General features: G+C 69.8%; 16 protein-coding genes. 4 read left to right on the forward strand and 12 right to left on the reverse strand.

What is annotated here, in order from left to right; translation table 11 throughout:
* Positions 1-9: 9 nt before the first annotated feature.
* Entirely contained in the window at positions 10-1,191 is a 1,182-nt protein-coding gene (locus ACPYN5_RS13935; protein WP_424449582.1) for a cysteine desulfurase family protein, read from the reverse strand.
* Between the two features lie 45 nt (positions 1,192-1,236).
* On the opposite strand from ACPYN5_RS13935, the gene glgX reads away from it, so the two are divergent.
* From glgX to glgB, 3 genes are read left to right on the forward strand one after another with little or no spacing between them, the layout of a single operon-like run.
* Positions 1,237-3,306 carry a glycogen debranching protein GlgX gene (gene glgX / locus ACPYN5_RS13940; protein ID WP_424449583.1) on the forward strand — a complete coding sequence of 690 codons (2,070 nt, stop codon included), beginning with the start codon at positions 1,237-1,239 and terminating at the stop codon, positions 3,304-3,306.
* A gap of 47 nt (positions 3,307-3,353) precedes the next feature.
* Entirely contained in the window at positions 3,354-5,438 is a 2,085-nt protein-coding gene (locus tag ACPYN5_RS13945) for an alpha-1,4-glucan--maltose-1-phosphate maltosyltransferase (protein WP_424449584.1), read from the forward strand.
* The gene (glgB, locus tag ACPYN5_RS13950; protein ID WP_424449585.1) at positions 5,435-7,594 is read left to right on the forward strand and encodes a 1,4-alpha-glucan branching protein GlgB; all 2,160 of its coding nucleotides are present in this window, start codon (positions 5,435-5,437) and stop codon (positions 7,592-7,594) included. The genes ACPYN5_RS13945 and glgB overlap by 4 nt, the downstream gene beginning before the upstream one ends.
* Positions 7,595-7,651: 57 nt before the next feature.
* Here glgB and ACPYN5_RS13955 read toward each other — a convergent pair whose 3' ends face one another.
* Complete coding sequence (locus ACPYN5_RS13955) at positions 7,652-8,596, reverse strand: tetratricopeptide repeat protein (RefSeq protein WP_424449586.1); 945 nt, start codon at positions 8,594-8,596, stop codon at positions 7,652-7,654.
* Positions 8,597-10,381 (reverse strand): DUF8094 domain-containing protein, encoded by a 1,785-nt coding sequence (locus ACPYN5_RS13960; protein ID WP_424449587.1) that lies wholly within the window; start codon positions 10,379-10,381, stop codon positions 8,597-8,599.
* A gap of 155 nt (positions 10,382-10,536) precedes the next feature.
* Here ACPYN5_RS13960 and ACPYN5_RS13965 point away from each other — a divergent pair, with 155 nt between their 5' ends.
* Positions 10,537-11,607: an AI-2E family transporter gene (locus ACPYN5_RS13965; protein ID WP_424449588.1), complete on the forward strand. Its 1,071-nt coding sequence runs from the start codon at positions 10,537-10,539 to the stop codon at positions 11,605-11,607.
* Between the two features lie 18 nt (positions 11,608-11,625).
* Here the strand turns inward: ACPYN5_RS13965 and ACPYN5_RS13970 are convergent, their stop codons facing one another.
* The 9 genes from ACPYN5_RS13970 to rpsB all read right to left on the reverse strand — a co-directional run bounded on the left by ACPYN5_RS13970 (position 11,626) and on the right by rpsB (position 18,232).
* On the reverse strand, positions 11,626-12,372 hold the full coding sequence (locus ACPYN5_RS13970; protein ID WP_424449589.1) for an alpha/beta hydrolase: 747 nt from the start codon (positions 12,370-12,372) through the stop codon (positions 11,626-11,628).
* On the reverse strand, positions 12,369-12,650 hold the full coding sequence (locus ACPYN5_RS13975; protein WP_424449681.1) for a hypothetical protein: 282 nt from the start codon (positions 12,648-12,650) through the stop codon (positions 12,369-12,371). Before ACPYN5_RS13975 ends, ACPYN5_RS13970 begins: the two co-directional genes overlap by 4 nt.
* A gap of 11 nt (positions 12,651-12,661) precedes the next feature.
* Positions 12,662-13,336 carry an aggregation-promoting factor C-terminal-like domain-containing protein gene (locus ACPYN5_RS13980; RefSeq protein ID WP_424449590.1) on the reverse strand — a complete coding sequence of 225 codons (675 nt, stop codon included), beginning with the start codon at positions 13,334-13,336 and terminating at the stop codon, positions 12,662-12,664.
* A 44-nt stretch (positions 13,337-13,380) separates the two neighbouring features.
* On the reverse strand, positions 13,381-13,950 hold the full coding sequence (locus tag ACPYN5_RS13985; RefSeq protein ID WP_424449591.1) for a DivIVA domain-containing protein: 570 nt from the start codon (positions 13,948-13,950) through the stop codon (positions 13,381-13,383).
* The gene (locus ACPYN5_RS13990; protein ID WP_424449592.1) at positions 13,947-14,957 is read right to left on the reverse strand and encodes a phosphatidate cytidylyltransferase; all 1,011 of its coding nucleotides are present in this window, start codon (positions 14,955-14,957) and stop codon (positions 13,947-13,949) included. The genes ACPYN5_RS13985 and ACPYN5_RS13990 overlap by 4 nt, the downstream gene beginning before the upstream one ends.
* A gap of 5 nt (positions 14,958-14,962) precedes the next feature.
* On the reverse strand, positions 14,963-15,517 hold the full coding sequence (frr, locus tag ACPYN5_RS13995) for a ribosome recycling factor (RefSeq protein WP_424449682.1): 555 nt from the start codon (positions 15,515-15,517) through the stop codon (positions 14,963-14,965).
* Between the two features lie 54 nt (positions 15,518-15,571).
* Positions 15,572-16,291, reverse strand: coding sequence for a UMP kinase (gene pyrH, locus ACPYN5_RS14000; RefSeq protein WP_424449593.1), 720 nt, complete (start codon positions 16,289-16,291; stop codon positions 15,572-15,574).
* A gap of 87 nt (positions 16,292-16,378) precedes the next feature.
* Positions 16,379-17,206 carry a translation elongation factor Ts gene (gene tsf, locus ACPYN5_RS14005; protein WP_424449594.1) on the reverse strand — a complete coding sequence of 276 codons (828 nt, stop codon included), beginning with the start codon at positions 17,204-17,206 and terminating at the stop codon, positions 16,379-16,381.
* A 105-nt stretch (positions 17,207-17,311) separates the two neighbouring features.
* Positions 17,312-18,232, reverse strand: coding sequence for a 30S ribosomal protein S2 (rpsB, locus tag ACPYN5_RS14010; protein WP_424449595.1), 921 nt, complete (start codon positions 18,230-18,232; stop codon positions 17,312-17,314).
* Between the last annotated feature and the right edge of the window lie 80 nt (positions 18,233-18,312).

Genomic DNA, 18,312 nt, shown 5'->3' on the forward strand with positions numbered 1-18,312 from the left:
CGCTCCAGTCTACGGGCGACCGGCCCGGCCGGCGCGGGCCGCGAGGCCGCGTCGGTGCACCTCGGGAAGGGCGGCGAGGAACGCGTCGACATCGGCGTCCGTGCTCGTGCGCCCGAGGGTGAGCCGGAGCACCGCGCGAGCGTCGTCGGCGTCGCGGCCGAGGGCGAGCACGACATGCGAGGGCTCGGTGACCCCGGCCTGACACGCCGATCCGGTCGAGACCGCGATTCCGGCGGTGTCGAAGAGGAACAGCAGCGTCTCGCCGATGGTGCCGGGGAACAGCACGTGGACGTTGCCCGGCAGACGGTCGCGCGGGTCGCCGAGGACGACCGCCGACGGCACGATGGCGCGGATGCCGTCGATGAGCCGGTCGCGCAGAGTCTGCAGCCGCGCCGTCTCGCGCTCGCGTTCGCGCTCGGCGACCTCGAGGGCCGCAGCGAAGGCGGCTGCCCCGGCGACATCGGGCGTACCCGCGCGGAGTCCCCGCTGTTGACCACCGCCGTGCGCCAGAGGCGTCAGCTCCGCGTGCCGGGAGACCACGAGCGCCCCGGTCCCCACGGGAGCCCCGACTTTGTGGCCTGATACCGACAACGCGACGAGACCGTGAGCGGCGGCGCCCGGCCCCCGCCACGAGCCGAAGTCCAGCGCAACGGTGCCGAGTGCCGCGACGGCGTCGAGATGGAGCGGCACCGAGGCATCGCGCGCCGCCGCCGCAAGCGCTGCCGGGTCGTTGCGGGTTCCCACCTCGTTGTTGGCGACGAGCGCGGTCGCCAGCCCGGCACCCGGGAGGGCGTCGGCGAAGCCGACGGGGTCGATGCGACCGACGCTGTCGAGCCGCACGGGACGTACCGCGGCGTTCCAGCGCGAGGCCAGCCAGGCGACGGCGTCGAGGGTGGCGTGATGCTCGCCCTCCGGCAGCACGATCGGCGCGGCGGCATCAGCGGCGAGCCACAGACCCTTCACCGCGAGATTGATCGACTCCGTTCCCCCGGAGGTGAACACGACCTCGATGGGTTCGCAGCCCAGCGCGCGAGCGATCGCATCGCGCGCATCCTCGAGCAGCCGCCGCGCGGCCTGCCCCGCACCGTGGACCGATGACGCGTTGCCGAGGGTCTCATGCGCGGACAGCCAGGCGTCGCGAGCCTCGGGACGAAGCGGTGTCGTCGCGGCGTGATCGAGGTAGACGACCATTGCAGCCTCCCGAAGCGTTCACCGTCGCTCATTACTGTAGATCGCATGCCCGACAGCACGAGCCCCCCTGGACTCCACGACGCGCGGTTCGCCGACCTCGGCGTGACCCTGCACGACGGCGGCGGCACGCTGCGGGTGTGGTCGGAGCGCGCGACCGCGGTCGCCGTGCTCCTCTTCGACGACGACGACCTCGACTGGGCGGTGGACGAGCGCTCCCTCGCCCCGGTCGGCGGCGGTGTCTGGGAGGTCCGCATCGACTCGCTGCGTCCGGGCGTGCGCTACGCCCTGCGGGTCGACGGCCCGCACGGCCCCGGCGACGTGTTCAACCCGCAGACGCTGCTGCTCGACCCGTACGGACGCGGCGTCGCCTCGGGGCGGCCGGGCGATCACCGGTCCGTCGTCGTCGACCCGGCGTTCGACTGGGGCGGGGTGCGCAAGCCGCGGGTGCCGCGCGATCGCACGGTGATCTACGAGGCTCACGTCAAGGGTCTGACCAAGCGCCATCCCGACATCCCGCCCGCTCTGCACGGGACGTACGCGGGGCTCGGGCATCCCGCGATGATCGACCATCTCGTCTCCCTCGGCGTCACGAGCGTCGAGCTGCTGCCCATCCACGCGTTCGAGAGCGAGCCGCGCCTGCTCGCGCTGGGCCTGGCGAACTACTGGGGCTACAACTCCCTCGGCTTCTTCGCGCCGCACCCGGCCTATGCGACGGAGGATGCCCGGCGCGGCGGCGCGACAGCCGTTCTGAACGAGCTGAAGACGACGGTCCGTAATCTCCACGCGGCCGGGCTCGAAGTGATCCTCGACGTCGTCTACAACCACACGGCCGAGCTCGAGCTCGGCGGGCCCCGTTCGAGCTTCCGCGGCATCGACAACCGCGCCTACTACCGGCAGCAGGCCGACGGTGCGTACATCGACGTGACCGGATGCGGCAACGCCGTCGACACGTCGAACGACGGCGTCGCCCGCCTCGTCCTCGACTCGCTGCGCTATTGGAGCGACCAGGTGCAGATCGACGGCTTCCGCTTCGACCTCGCGGTGACGCTCGGCCGCGACGGCGATCACGTCTTCGATCCCCGGCATCCGCTGCTTCGCGCGATCGCCGACGACCCCGTGCTCCAGGACGACAAGATCATCGCCGAGCCGTGGGACATCGGCCTCGGCGGCTGGCACACCGGTGATTTCGGCGACGGGTGGCAGGAGTGGAACGACCGCTACCGCGACGGCATCCGCAACTTCTGGTTGAGCGACATCGACTATCTGCGCCGGGCAGGCACCTCACCGGCGGGGGTCGGCGGGCTCGCGACGCACCTGGCCGGCTCGGCTCCGCAGTTCGGTGCGCAGCGCGGACCGCTCGCGGGGGTGAACTTCATCACCGCGCACGACGGATTCACGCTGCGCGATCTCGTCTCGTACGACGTGAAGCACAACGACGCCAACGGCGAGCACGGCCGCGACGGCGCGGACACGAATCGATCCTTCAACCACGGCGCCGAGGGCGAGACCGAACTCGAGCACATCCTCTCGGCTCGGCGGCGCGCCATCCGCAACCTCGCCGGCACGCTTCTCCTCTCCGCCGGCGTCCCGATGCTGACCGCGGGTGACGAGATGGGCCGCACCCAGTCCGGCAACAACAACGCCTACTGCCACGACAGTGCCCTCACCTGGGTCGACTGGCAGCTCGCCGACTGGCAGGTCGACATCCTCGAGCACGTGCGGACGCTGACGCGGCTGCGCGCCGAGAACCCCGCCCTGCGCCCGGTCCGCTACGCCGACCCCGCCGAGGGGGTGCCGGAGGCCTCGGTCATGCATTGGTTCGACGCGGACGGCGAGCGGATGACGCAGGCCCGCTGGACCGACCCGGAGCAGCGCACCCTCCAGTACGTGGCCACGTCGACCCCCGCCACGGAGGAGCAGAACCGCGTCCTGCTCGTCATCCACGGCCGTGAGGACGACGCCGAGGTGACGCTCCCGGTCCTCAGCGGGGTGCGTTCCTTCGTCTCCCTGTGGTCGAGCGAGGACGAACGGCCCCGTGACGACGACGCTCGCCACGCTCCGGGCGACAGCATCCGCGTGTCCGGTCCGACGCTGCATTTGCTCAGAGCGGAGTGAGGCGCAAGCCCGTTTTTCGAATCGGTGCGCCGCGATAGGTTCGACCCGTGGCATCACCGACGCGCACGACCGCATCCGTCCCGTTCCGCAGCACCGCCGAGATCCCGGCACGGCCCGCCGTGCCCGCCCCCTCGGCGGGCGACACCGTGACGGGACGCATCCCGTTGCAGCGACCAGCCCCGTCCGTTCCCGGCGACCGTTTCCGACCCTCGGCGTTCGCCGGCGAGGCCGTGCCGTTCCGGGTGACGGCCTTCCGCGAGGGGCACGATGCGATCGGTGTGCACCTGCGGCTCGTCTCTCCCGCCGGCGCCGAGTCGCTGCATCGCCTGACGGCGCTGAACGACGGGTTCGACCGGTGGTCGGTGCTCGTCGCGCCGCTCGCAGAGGGCATCTGGCGCTTCCACTACGAGGCGTTCGGCGACGACTTCGCGACGTGGCAGCACGCTGCGGCCATCAAGATCGCGGCCGGCGTCGACGTTGGGCTCATGCGCGAGTCGGGAGCGCTGCTCCTGAAGCGCGCGGCAGGCGAGAAGAGCCGACCCGCGGCCCAGCGCAAGCTTCTGGAGAACGCCGCGGCTCGCCTCCGGGATGCCGCGGCCGACGCTCCCGATGCGCTCGAGGTCGTGCGCGACAGCGAGCTCGCGCGGATCTTCGCAGAGCGCCCGCTGCAGTCCCTCGTCACGATCGGCGATGAGCGCGAGCTGCTCGTCGAGCGCGAGCGCGCCGGCGTCGGCGCCTGGTACGAGTTCTTCCCCCGTTCCGAGGGCGCCGAGCGGCTGCCCGACGGCACGGTGCGCAGCGGCACCTTCGTCACCGCCCGCGACCGCCTCGCCGGTGTCGCCGCGATGGGCTTCGACGTGCTCTACCTCCCCCCGATCCACCCCATCGGTCGCACGCACCGCAAGGGACCCAACAACACGCTGACCGCCGGTGAGAACGACCCCGGCTCGCCGTGGGCGATCGGTGGCGCCGAGGGCGGACACGACACCGTGCACCCGGATCTCGGCACGCTCGAAGACTTCCGAGGATTCGTCGCCGCGGCATCCGACGCCGGTCTCGAGATCGCGCTCGATCTCGCACTCCAGGCCTCGCCCGATCACCCGTGGGTGACCGAGCACCCGGAGTGGTTCACGACTCTCCCCGACGGATCCATCGCCTACGCCGAGAACCCCCCGAAGAAGTACCAGGACATCTACCCGGTCAACTTCGACAACGACCCCGCCGGGATCCGCGCCGAGGTGCTGCGGGTCGTGCGGCACTGGATCGCCCAGGGCGTACGCATCTTCCGTGTCGACAACCCGCACACCAAGCCCCTGCAGTTCTGGGAGTGGCTGATCGCGACGGTGGCGGATGAGACGCCGGGCGTCGTCTTCCTCGCGGAGGCGTTCACGCGTCCCGCCCCGATGCAGGGACTGGCGATGGCCGGCTTCCAGCAGAGCTACTCGTACTTCACCTGGCGCAACACCAAAGAGGAGCTCGAGGAGTTCCTCGGCTCGGTCGCTCATGACACGGCGGACTTCATGCGTCCCAACCTGTTCGTGAACACCCCCGACATCCTCACCGAGTACCTGCAGTACGGCGGCCGCCCCGCGTACAAGATCCGCGCTGCCATCGCTGCGACGGCAGGTGCGTCGTACGGCGTGTACGCCGGGTACGAGCTCGTGGAGAACGTCGCTCGTCCCGGCTCCGAGGAGAACCTCGACAACGAGAAGTACGAGTACAAGCTGCGCGACTGGGCCGGAGCCGAGGAACGCGGCGAATCGCTCGCTCCCTTCCTCGCTCGCCTGAACGAGATCCGCCGTGCCCACCCGGCGCTGCGCCAGCTCCGGAACCTCGCGTTCCACTGGTCGGACGACGACGCGATCATCGTCTTCTCCAAGCACCTCCCGGCCGAGCTCAGCCCCGACGGCGTCGCGGACACGATCCTGGTCGTCGTCAACGTCGATCCGCACTCGGCACGCGAGACGACCGTGCACCTGGCCACGTCGGTATGGGGCGTCGCCCCGGGCGACGGCTACGAGGTCGAGGATCTGCTCAGCGGCGCCGTCTGGACCTGGAACGACCACAACTATGTGCGCCTCGACGCCTTCGTCGAACCCGTGCACATCCTCCACGTGAAGGAACGCCGATGAACGCCCTCGCAGACCACGTCCTCGACTCGGTCGCCACCGGCTCGTACCACGCCCCGCACGACGTGCTGGGCGCCCACCAGAGCGCCGAGGGGTGGGTCATCCGCGTCCGGCGGCCGCTCGCCCGCGCCGTCACGGCGGTCTTCGCGAACCAGCCCGAGGCGTCGTTCCGGCACCTGCGGGCGGGCGTGTGGGAGGCCGCGCTCGAGGAGCGCCCCGAGGCGTACCGCGTCGTCGCCACATACGACGACGCCCCCGCGTGGGTGGCGGACGATCCGTACCGCCATCTCCCGACGATCGGGGAGTTGGACCTGCATCTGATCCGCGAGGGTCGTCACGAGGAGCTGTGGCGCGTTCTCGGTGCCCACGTCCGCCTGCACAACGGCGTTCCCGGGGTGTCGTTCGCCGTCTGGGCGCCCAACGCCCGCGCCGTGCGGCTGATCGGCGACTTCAACGGGTGGGACGGGCAGGGGCACGCCCTGCGCTCGATGGGCGACTCGGGCGTCTGGGAGCTCTTCGTCCCGGCGCTGACTGCCGGTGCGGTCTACAAGTTCCAGATCCTCACCGCCGACGGCGCCTGGATCGACAAGGCCGACCCGATGGCCCGCCAGTCGGAGGTGCCGCCGGCGACGGCATCCATCGTCGCCGACAGCTCCTACGACTGGGAGGATGCCGCCTGGCTCGAGCGCCGCGGCACGTCCACGCCGGTGTCGCAGCCGATGTCGGTCTACGAGGTGCACCTCGGATCGTGGCGCTCGGGCCTCGGGTACCGGGACGCCGCCGACCAGCTCATCGAGTACGTCCTCGCGCAGGGCTTCACGCACGTGGAGTTCCTGCCCCTGGCGGAGCACCCGTTCGGCGGCTCGTGGGGCTACCAGGTCTCGGGCTACTACGCGCCCACCAGCCGCTTCGGCTCCCCCGATGACCTCCGCTACCTCATCGACCGGCTGCACCGGGCGGGCATCGGCGTCATCATGGACTGGGTGCCGGGGCACTTCCCGAAGGACTCCTTCGCGCTCGCGCAGTTCGACGGACGCCCGTTGTACGAGCACCCGGACCCCCGCCGCGGCGAGCACCGCGACTGGGGAACCCTGATCTTCGACTACGGACGGAACGAGGTCCGCAACTTCCTCGTCGCGAACGCTCTGTACTGGTTCGAGGAGTTCCACGTCGACGGTCTGCGCGTCGACGCCGTCGCCTCGATGCTCTACCTCGACTACTCGCGCGAGGAGGGCCAGTGGGAGCCGAACGTCCACGGCGGCCGCGAGAACCTCGAGGCGATCTCCTTCCTGCAGGAGGTCAACGCCACCGCGTACAAGCGCTATCCCGGCATCGCGATGATCGCCGAGGAGTCGACGAGCTTCCCCGGCGTCACCGCTCCCACCGAACACGGCGGCCTCGGCTTCGGGTTCAAGTGGAACATGGGATGGATGAACGACTCGCTCCAGTACATCAAGCGCGACCCGATGTACCGAGCCCACCACGAGGGCGAGCTCGCGTTCTCGTTCGTCTACGCGTTCAGCGAGAACTTCGTACTCCCGATCAGTCACGACGAGGTCGTTCACGGCAAGGGCAGCCTCTTCACCCGGATGCCCGGCGACCACTGGCAGAAGCTCGCGAACATGCGCGCCTATCTCGCCTACATGTGGGGACACCCCGGCAAGCAGCTCCTGTTCATGGGTCAGGAGTTCGGCCAGATGTCGGAGTGGTCCGAGGGCCGCGAACTCGACTGGTGGATGCTCGACCAGCCCGCGCATCGCGGTCTCCACGCGTTCGTCGCCGATATGAACCACGTGTATCGCGATCAGTCTGCGCTGTGGTCGCGCGATTCCGACGGCGAGGCGTTCTCACGCCTGGGGGCGCCGCACTGGAACACGAACGTGATGGCGTTCGCGCGCCGAGACCACCACGGCAACACCGTGGCCGTCGTCTGCAACTTCTCGGGTGTGCCGCTGCACGACTTCGTGCTCGACCTTCCCGCGGACGGCGCCTGGCGCGAGGTGCTCAACAGTGACGCCGAGTCCTACGGCGGCTCCGGCGTCGGCAACTTCGGCACGGTGCACGCCGAGGGCGGACGCGCGACCATGGTCGTCCCGCCGCTCGGAGTGCTGTGGCTGCACCACACCGGCGGCGCGACGACGGACGAACCGGAAGCCTGACCTCGAACGAGCGCGGGGACGGTCGCCGATGGTGACCGTCCCCGCCCGTCTGATCGCTCAGAACATCAGCGACGTAAGCCGTCGGCGCGCCGTGATGACGCGCGGGTCGGCGTCGCCGACCAGGCCGAACAGTTCCAGGAGCCGGTCCCGCACGGCGCTGCGGTCGTCTCCGTCGACCGCCGCGAACAGATCGAGCAGACGGTCGAAAGCGTCGTCGACGTGCCCTCCGGCGACGTCGAGGTCGGCCACGCGCAGCTGCGCGTCGACATCGTGCGGCGCCGCCGCAGCCGCGGCCCGCGCCTCGCCCAGATCGACACCCTGCACGCGGTCGAGCAGCTTGACCTGCCCGAGCCCGGCTTGCGCGTCCGCATCGCGCGGGTTCTCGGCGAGGGCGCGCTCGTAGGCGCTGATCGCCCGCGGGTAGTCGCCCTCCTCGATCGCGGCGAACGCTTCGGCGTGCAGCGGCGGCAACGGCGCTTCGGCCGGCTCGTCGGTCGGCTCCGCGGCGCCGGCACCGGGGACGGTGCCCGTGACGCCGTTCTGCGCGGCGAGCTGAAGGAGCTGCCCGATGACCTCCCGCACCTGCTGCTCGGGGACGGCCCCCGTGAACAGCGGCACCGGCTGGCCGGCGACGAGCGCGACGACCATCGGGATGGACTGCGCGCGGAAACCCTGCGCCAGCTGCGGGTTCGCATCGACGTCGACCTTCGCCAGAACGACGCGCCCGGCGAGCTCGGTGACGACCTTCTCCAGGACCGGGCTGAGCTGCTTGCAGGGGCCGCACCACTCGGCCCAGAGGTCGACGACGACGGGCACCGTGCGGGAGAGCTCGAGGACGTCGCCGAACGTCTGGTCGGTGACGTCGAAGATCAGGCGGGGGCCGCCTGCGGGCGGGTGCTCTGCGGTCGCAGGACCAGCGGATGCGGGCGTCGCGGGCCGGTTGCGCAGCGACGACAGATCGAGGGCTCCACGGAGCACGGCGTTGGGAGAGGGATCACTCATTCAGACGACCTTTGCTGAGAGGACATTGGAACGGTAGCCGAGGAACTGGATCGGCTCGGACGACCCGGCGCCGGGCACGAAGAAGAAGAGCTGATCCGCGTACGTGGTGGTGAAGCCGGTCGAGGACTGCGAGACGCCGGTCAGTGCGCTCGCGACGGGGTTCGTGTCGGGCACGTTGATCACCGCATCCGGATTGCTCGGCTGGAAGGTGTGGTCCTCGGTGATCGTGACGGCGACGACCGCGCCGCTCTCGAGGGTCTGCAGGGCGATGGGAGCCTGCGTGCCGGCCTGCGTCGTGAACGACACCGACCCGGTCTCTGCACCGGTCTGGTTGAAGTCGTTGACGATCTGCTCGCGGTTCGAGGTGACCCCGGCGCGGAAGGCGTCGCCGTCCGCCTCGAAGAGGCCGGCATACGGGCTCGCGTCGCCGTTGGTCAGCAGGTCCGCGTATGCCGCGGCGAGGTCCTTCGGCGGCAGCACCAGGAAGGGCGAGTCGGGCGCGACCTGGGCGGCGCCGAGATACGACGGTGCGAGCTCGGGGAAGGAGTCGGTCGCGAGCTCGGCGATGTAGCCGAGCTTGTAGTTGGACCAGGGATCCTGCTGACTGACCGTCATGATGGTGTCGGCAGCACCCTCCCCGCCCTCGACGACAGCGAGGAACGTGCGCGGCCACTTGTCGAAGGTCTCGGGCAGGAGGATCTCGAGCGGCTCGGCGGGGATTGGCGGCAGCGGCGCGCGATCGGTGATCTTCGAGCGCAGCGTGTAGTTCGTCTCACGCTCGGCCAGCGCAGGCCCCGCGAGTCGCGTCGCGGCCAGGGCGGCGTCGGCGCTGCCGTCCGCCGTCGAGACGTCTTCGGCGATGCGGGTCAGGATGCGCTCGGCCTGCTGTTGCGTCACTGCGGGGGGCGCCTGGTCCGGATCGGCGACGACGGTCGCCGTCGGCGACGGGGTCGCGCTGGGCGCCAGCTGGGGCCAGGCGTCTGCCGAGCAGCCGGAAAGGGCGACGATCGAGACGAGCGGGAGGGCGAGCAGGGCCTGACGCCCGCGCGTCAGGCGGCGACGCGGCGGGGTCGAGGAGATGACGCCCTTGGCCTCGTCGTCCTCGGTGAGGTCGATGGGCTGCGTTGCGGTCATCGGCAGACCCTTCCGTCGTGGTCCACGCGATCGCCGCAGGTGACGCCAGCCCAGTGCGTACATGACGATGCCGAACGCCAGCAGGATTCCTCCGGCCACGATGAGCGGTCCGGCCCACGGGGTGTTCGACTCGATCGGCCACGTCACCCGGACCTCGGCCGGCGCGGGTGCCGTGCCGTCCGAGGCGATCAGGACGCTCATGTCGTCGGGGAGCTGCAGCGAGGTCGTCAGCGCGTCGTCGCGCTGGAACTCCTCGAGCCAGAGGTCCGAGCCGATCGGCGACGGCATCTCCGGAACCGCGCCGTCCTCACCGGGGGTCGGTGCGGAAGCCGCGGCGACATCGGTGGCGGTGATCCCGCCGTCGTCGTCCGCCTCGAGTCGCGTGTAGTCGGTGCGCGCGAGCCACGCCGCGACATCCGAGGATCGGCCGTACGCCGCGAACACGGTGCCCGACCCTTCGATGCTGAGGCTCTGGGCGCCGGGCCGAGAGGTGAGGACGGACCCGTCGAGCAGGGTGAACGGCGCGTCGCCGGCCACGGTGACCGATTCCGTCACACTCTCGGGCCCGCGCAGGATCGTACGTTGCGCGATGCCCGCACCGATCATGACGGTCGCCAGGACGAAGGCGACGACAGCCCACACGAAACGCACGAAGAACACCTCTCCACATCCGGAACGGGACCACCGAACGCTTGATCGACGTTTCAGGCTATCCGAAACGACCTGAAAGCGTCGTGAAAGGGGCGCCTCCCGACGGAAACGCCGGTCCGACCGTAAGGTGATGGAACTCGACCTCGGAGGCGTTCGTGAAGATCCAGAACCCGTTTCGCACCGCGCTGATCGCCACACTCGGCGTCGGCGTGGGCATCCTCATCATCGGGGGCCTCCAGACCCTCTCCACGATCCTTCTCTACGTCGGCACCGCCCTGTTCCTCGCGCTCGGGCTCGACCCCGTCGTCTCCTGGCTCGAGCGGCGACGGATACCGCGCTGGGGCGCGCTGCTCATCACGTTCGCGGCGCTGCTGGCGGCGTTCGCCGGCATCATCCTGATGGTCGTCCCGATCATCGTCACTCAGATCTCACAGCTCGTCGCCGCCATCCAGGACCTCGTGACGAACGGCGACTGGGACCCCGTGAACGCCGTGAAGGACTGGCTGACCGTCACGTTCCCGCAGCTGAACGTCGACGAGCTCTTCCAATACCTCTCCGACTGGTACAGCTCGCTCGACATCGGCGAGATCGGCGGCTCGATCACCGGGTCGATCATCCTGATCGGCGGCGGCATCATCAGCGGGTTCACGGGCGCGGTCATCGTGCTCATCCTCACGATCTACTTCACCGCATCGACCCCGAGCCTGAAGGCCGCCGTGTACCAGCTCGTCCCGTCGTCTCGGCGTCCCCGCTTCATCGACCTCGCGGAGCAGATCACCGCCTCCGTCGGGTTCTACGTCATGGGACAGGTCTCGCTCGGCGTGATCAACGGCGTCCTGAGCGCGATCTTCCTGAGCGTCATCGGCGCACCCTTCCCGGCCGTCCTCGCCGTCATCGCCTTCTTCTTCTCCCTGATCCCGCTCGTCGGAACGCTCACGGGCTCGGCGATCATCGTGCTGACGTGTCTCATCCCGGGGTTGGCCGAACCGCAGACGGCCCTGTGGGCGGCGATCTGGTACCTCGTCTACATGCAGGTGGAGGCGTATCTGCTCTCGCCCCGCATCATGAACCGGGCCGTGTCGATCCCCGGAGCGGTGGTCGTCATCGCGGCGCTGGCGGGTGCGGCGCTCGGCCAGCTGCTCGGCGCCCTGGTCGCGATCCCCGTCGCCGCCAGCATCCTCATCATCTACCGCCAGGTCGTCATCCCGCGGCAGAACGAGCGCTGACGCTCAGTCGGCTGAGGCTCAGTCCGACGGGCCGGCGTCGGCGGTGTCGTCGCCGTCCCATTCCTCGGGCAGCGGCAGCGCGTCGGGATTGACCGCCGCGACGATCTCGGTGAGCACGCGCCGCGTCTGGTTCTCCCCCACCCAGAGGTGCCTGCCCCCCTCGACGGCGATCAGGGTCGCGTGCGGAATCGCCGCGAACCGCTCGCGCGCCTCGGGTGGGCGGAGGTAGTCGTCGAGCTCGGGCACCACGACGACGACGCGGCGCTCGTCGCCCGCCCACGCGGCGACCTCGTCGGCCGTGGCGCGGTGGAGCGGCGGCGAGAGCAGGATGACGCCTTCGATGTCGTGGTCGCGTCCGTACTTGAGTGCGAGCTCGGTTCCGAAGGACCAGCCGACCAACCACGGGCGGGGCAGACTCCGCTCGCGCACGAAGGCCATCGCCGCGGCGACGTCGAACACCTCGCCCACTCCCCCGTCGAACGCCCCGTCGCTCGTGCCCCGCGGCGAGGTCGTGCCTCGCGTGTTGAAGCGGAGCACGGCCAGATCCGCGAGCGCCGGGAGCCGGCCCGCCGCCTTCCGGAGGATGTGCGAGTCCATGAAGCCGCCGGCCGTCGGAAGCGGATGCAGGGTCACCAGCGTCGCGACCGGGTCACGGTCCTGGGGCACGGCGAGCTCGCCGACGAGGGTGAGGTCGTCGAGCGTGTGGAGCTCGATCTCCTCCCGCCGTGCGGGGAGCTGCACGGGTCCACGGATTTCGAAGCTCATGCGATCCTCCAACATGCCGAATGCCAGTGTCGACGCGCCGCCAGGTCGGCGGCGTCTCCCAGCACGCCGTCTGCGCGCCATGCGACGACGTGGGCGACGCCCGGCGGGATGTCGCGCCCGCAACCCGGGCACGTGTACGTCTTCTGCGCCTGTGCCGCCGACACCGGCTGCACGGTCCACTCGGCGCCGCGACGGGTCTCGGAGCGCTTCCACCCGTTCAGAAGGCGGTCGAGCGAATCGTCAGGGGGGTCCGGACGACGTCTGTTGGAGCGGGGCATGACGGCCGCGGTCACCACCAGTGGTTGCTGGTCCAGAACGCGTGCGCCTCGGCCCAGCTGCCGTAGCGGCCCACGGCGTAGCCGTTGGCCCACGTGAGGTTGTCGACCGGGTCGTAGCCGCTGCCCGGCACCTTGCTGCACGGGTAGGCCTGGACGAGGCCGCACGCGCCGGACGAGGCGTTGGTGGCGTTCGGGTTCCAGCTGCTCTCGCGCGAGACGATGTAATCGACGTAGCCCCAGTCGCTCTCGGGGATGCCGGCGGCGCTCAGCCAGTCCGACGACGACCCGCCCCCGCTGTACTTGACCGGCGCCGGCCGGGACGACCCGGCACTGTCGCCCTTCACGGGAGTCGGGGTGGGAGTCGGCGTGGGCTTGGGGGTGACGTACACCGTGAACCCGCTGCGGTCCAGCTGAGCGGGCGCCTGAGAATCCGTATCGGTCGCGAGCGCCTGGGCGTCACCGCGCGAGTCGGCCCAGAGCGACACGACCTCGACGGGCTTCTCCTGCGCGACCGCGAGAGCAGACCCGAGCGGTGCTAGGGCGCCTCCGGCCATCCCCACGGCTGCCACCGCGGCGAACACCGAGACGACGCCGCGCCGACGCGACCAGTGCGACCTCGTCGATGTCGAGGCGCGCCCGACCTCGGTGCGCGGGGCGCGGCGGACGAGGGATGAGCGGGAAGTCACGATGCGTCCGAGTTTAGCGAGGCGCCCACCAGCTCTGCATCTCTCTAGCCGATGGCGAGGACGACGGACACGACACCGTCGAGCACGGCATCCACCTGCGCCTCGCGGTATCCCCCGCGCTGCATCCGGAACGCGACCGAGCGGATCTGCTCCACCGTGAGCGGTTCGCCGGACTCGAGGTAACGTGCGATCCGATCGGCGACGAGATCGACCTCGTCGACGCGGTATCCGTACGACAGCAGCCCGACGCGATCGAACCGCTGGCGCTCCGGGCGCGACAGCCGATCGAGGATCTCCTGCGCGAGGTTGCGGGAGCGACCCACCCATGCCCGGGCCCCGGCGCGCGACAAGGCGCGCTCGCGCTCGCGCGCCGCGAACGCGTCCTCGATCCGGCCGATCGCCGCGTCGACGGGGGCGACGGCGTAACCGCCGCGGACGAGCGGGAACGCGGTGCCGCGGATGGCCGCGGAGTCGAGTTCGTCGTCGTCGGAAGCTTCGAAAGCTTCGCGGGCGCGCTGCAGGAAGGAGTCCACGGCCGCGCGGTCGTATCCCTTCGCGCGCCCTTGCGTCACGGGGAACGGGCTCGGCGCGAGCGGGGTCTCGGTGGAGCTCACGACATCACCAGGGGGGACAGAACGTGGAACAGGACGAGAGCGACGACGGTGGACGGGAGGATGGAGTCGAGGCGGTCGAGCACACCCCCGTGCCCCGGCAGCCAGGAACTCATGTCCTTGATCCCCAGATCGCGCTTGATCATCGATTCCGCCAGGTCGCCGACGGTCGCCGAACCGAGGATGGCGAGTCCCATGACGACGCCCGTCCACGCCGGCAGACCGAGAAGCAGCCACGCGAAGCCGACCGCGACGAGCATCGCCACGACACCGGCCCCCGCGAGACCCTCCCAGGTCTTCTTCGGGCTGATGCGGGGCGCCATCGGATGCTTGCCGAAGGCGAGCCCGGCGGCGTAGGCACCTGTGTCGGCACCCACCACGACCGCGATCATCGCGAGCACCCAGAACTCACCGCCGTCTTCACGCAGCAGGATGAGCAGCAGGCTGCCGAAGAACGGAACGTAGAGCTGCACGAAGCCGCTGATCAGGACATCGCTCAGCACCTGCCCGTACCGGCGGGCCTCGGTGCTCACCATCTGGGCCATGAGGCGCCAGACGATGACGAAGACGACCGCCGCGAAGACGACGACCCAGTGCGTGCCCGCGTCGAGGAGGAAGCCGGCTGCCAGGACGGCTGCGCCCGCAGCCAGCTGCGGAACGACGTCCACCCGCCGACCGGCCGCCTGGAGAGCGCGCACCAGCTCGAACACGCCGAGGAGCGCGACCGGGATCGCGAACAGGATGAAGACCCACTTCACGAAGATCAGCGATCCGACGACCACGGCCCCGATACCGACGCCGATGAGGATGGCGACGAAGAGGTTACGGCCCGTCCGCGCGTTGATGCGCTCGTTCGCCTGCTCGAAGTCGGCTCGAGCCTTTCCGATCTGCTGCTCGAACTTGGTTCGAGCAGCGCGCACCTGATTCTGGAAGGTCGAATCGGCGTGCTCGCGCGAACGGGAGCGCTCCCGCTCGGACCGAGACGGGGCGTCGTCGCCAGGTGCGGTCATGGGTCTCAGACCTCGAGGAGCTCGGCCTCTTTGCGCTTGAGCGCGTCGTCGATGAGGTCGACGTGGGCGCGAGTGAGGCCGTCGAGCTCCTTCTCGGCGCGCACGAGCTCGTCCTCGCCGACGTCGCTCTTGAGACCGTCGAGTTCGTCCTTCGACTTGCGCCGGATGCCGCGCAGGTGGACCTTGTGGTCCTCACCCTTCGAACGCACGAGCTTGACGTACTCCTTGCGGCGCTCCTCGGTCAGCTCGGGCATCGTCACACGGACGAGGTTGCCGTCGTTGGTCGGGTTCACACCCAGGTTCGGGGTGTCGCGGATGGCCTGCTCGATCGCCTTGAGCGCCGACTTGTCGTACGGCGTGACGATGATGGTGCGGGCCTCGGGGTTGTTCAGCGAGGCGAGCTGCGCGAGGGGCGTCGGCGACCCGTAGTAGTCGACGAGGATCTTCTGGAACAGTGCCGTGTTGGCCCGCCCCGTGCGCACGGTGGAGAAGTCCTCCTTCGCCGCCTCGACGGCGCGTTCCATGCGGGCTTTCGTGTCAGCGAGGATCTCGGGGATCACGTCACTCCATTCGTCGGTACGTCCGGTCAAGTCTAGTCTGCGGGCGACCGCGACTCACACGGTGACGAGCGTGCCGATGCGCTCGCCCAGCAGTGCACGCGTCACGTTTCCAGCCGGCTCCATGCCGAACACCCGCATGTCGATGCCGTTGTCCATGCACAGGCTGAACGCGGTCGAGTCCACGACCTTCAGCCCCTGCTGCAGCGCCTCGCCGTACGTGATCCGTTCGATCTTCCGGGCCGTGGGGTCCTTCTTGGGATCGGCCGTGTACACCGCATCGACGCCGTTCTTGGCGACGAGAACCTCGTCTGCCTTGATCTCGAGGGCGCGCTGCGCCGCCACCGTGTCGGTGGAGAAGTAGGGCAGCCCGGCACCGGCGCCGAAGATGACGACACGGCCCTTCTCCATGTGCCGCTCCGCGCGACGCGGGATGTAGGGCTCGGCGACCTGCGTCATCGAGATGGCGGACTGGACGCGGGTCGCCGCCCCCGCCTGCTCGAGGAAGTCCTGCAGCGCCAGTGCGTTCATCACGGTTCCGAGCATGCCCATGTAGTCGGCACGGCCGCGGTCCATGCCGCGCTGGCTCAGCTCGGCGCCGCGGAAGAAGTTGCCACCGCCGACGACGATGGCGACCTCGACGCGGTCGACGGCTTCGGCGATCTCGCGCGCGATCTGCCCGACCACGTCGGGGTTCACGCCCAGCTGGCCTGCGCCGAACGCTTCTCCCGACAGCTTCAGCAGGACGCGACGGCGTCCGGTCTTCTCATCGTTCATCGTGTCCCTCTCGACGCTGTGTTGCAGAGTATCGCCCTGACGGGCACGGAAAAGGCCCGCATCCGAGGATGCGGGCCTTTCGGGCTGTTACGCGCCGACCTTGAACCGAGCGAAATCGGTGATCGTGATGCCGGCGTCCTTCGCGACCTGGGCGACGGACTGCTTGTTGTCCTTCGCGTAGTCCTGGTCGAGCAGGGCGACCTGCTTGAAGAACGCGCCGACGCGGCCTTCGACGATCTTGGGGAGAGCGGCCTCGGGCTTGCCCTCGTTGCGAGAGATCTCGGTGACGATCTCGCGCTCCTTCTCGACATCGGCCTCGGGGACGTCCTCGCGCGAGAGGTAGCTCGGGTTCGCGAACGAGATGTGCTGCGCGATGGAGCGAGCGGTCTCGGCGTCGGACCCCGAGTACGCCACGACGACGCCGATCTGCGGGGGCAGGTCCTTGCTCGTCTTGTGGAGGTAGATCTCGAACGCGTCACCGGTGAGCGTGCGCACCCGGCGGAGCTCGACCTTCTCGCCGATGATGGCGGCCTCATCGTTGATGAGCTGCTCGATGGTCTGACCCGAGGCGTCGGCGGCGAGAGCGGCCTCGACCGAGTCCGCGGATGCGGCGGCGGCTGCGTCGGCGACCTTGTCGGCCAGCGCGATGAAGCGGTCGTTCTTCGCGACGAAGTCGGTCTCGCAGGCGAGCTCGACGAGGGTGACCTTGCCATCCTGCTCGCGGGCGACGACGAGGCCCTCGCTCGTGGAGCGGTCGGCACGCTTCGCGTTGCCCTTCGCGCCCTTGAGGCGGAGGATCTCGACGGCCTTCTCGACGTCGCCGTCGGCCTCTTCGAGAGCCTTCTTGGTGTCGACCATTCCGGTGCCGAGCTGCTCGCGCAGAGCCTTGATGTCAGCGATGGTGAAGTTTGCCATGAGTGGCGGCTCCTTCTGTCTGTGGGAAATCTCGTGGATGCCGATCGGCGCGGCCGGGCTCAGCCGCGGCCGCGCCGATCGTAGCGGGTCAGGAAGACGCGCTGATTACTTCTCGGTGGCCTCGGCGGACTCGGCCTCGACGGGCTCAGCCTCGGCGGGCTCAGCCTCGGTCGTCTCGGCGGCAGCGGTCTCGGCCTGCGCCTCGGCGCCAGCCTCGTCGGCGGGCGTCTCGGTCGCGGCGACCTCAGCGGCGGCGCCCTCGACCGGGGCGCTCTCGAGCAGCTCGCGCTCCCAGTCGGCCAGGGGCTCGGCCTCGGCCGACTCGTCGGACGGCTGGTGACGCTGGATGAGGCCCTCGGCGGCGGCGTCGGCCACGATGCGGGTGAGCAGGCTCACCGAACGGATCGCGTCGTCGTTGCCGGGGATCGGGTACTGGAACTCGTCGGGGTCGGCGTTCGTGTCGAGGATGCCGATCACGGGGATGCCGAGCTTCTTGGCCTCGTCGATGGCGAGGTGCTCGCGCTTGGCGTCGACGACCCAGATGGCCGACGGGGTCTTCTGCAGGTTGCGGATACCGCCCAGCGACTTGTGCAGCTTGTCGAGCTCGCGCTTCTTGAGCAGGAGCTCCTTCTTGGTGAAGCCGCTCGCAGCAGGGTTCTCGAAGTCGAGCTCCTCGAGCTCCTTCATGCGCGCGAGGCGCTTCGAGACCGTCTGGAAGTTGGTCAGTAGACCACCGAGCCAGCGCTGGTTGACGTAGGGCTGGCCGACGCGCGTCGCCTGCTCGGCGATGACTTCCTGAGCCTGCTTCTTGGTGCCGACGAAGAGGATGGTGCCGCCGTGGGCGACCGTCTCCTTGACGTACTCGTAGGCGCGGTCGATGTACGACAGCGACTGCTGCAGGTCGATGATGTGGATGCCCGAGCGCTCGGTGAGGATGAAGCGCTTGACTTTCGGGTTCCAGCGGCGGGTCTGGTGCCCGAAGTGGACGCCGCTGTCGAGCAGCTGGCGAATGGTGACGACGGCCATGGCCGTTCTCCTTCTGTTTCGGTTGATTCCCCGGACCGACGGCCCGGTGTTCCTGGTGCCCGACGCACTTCCGCTCGCCG

Origin of the sequence: Microbacterium arborescens (assembly GCF_049707515.1) — a bacterium.
In the GTDB taxonomy this organism is placed as follows: Bacteria; Actinomycetota; Actinomycetes; order Actinomycetales; family Microbacteriaceae; genus Microbacterium; species Microbacterium arborescens_B.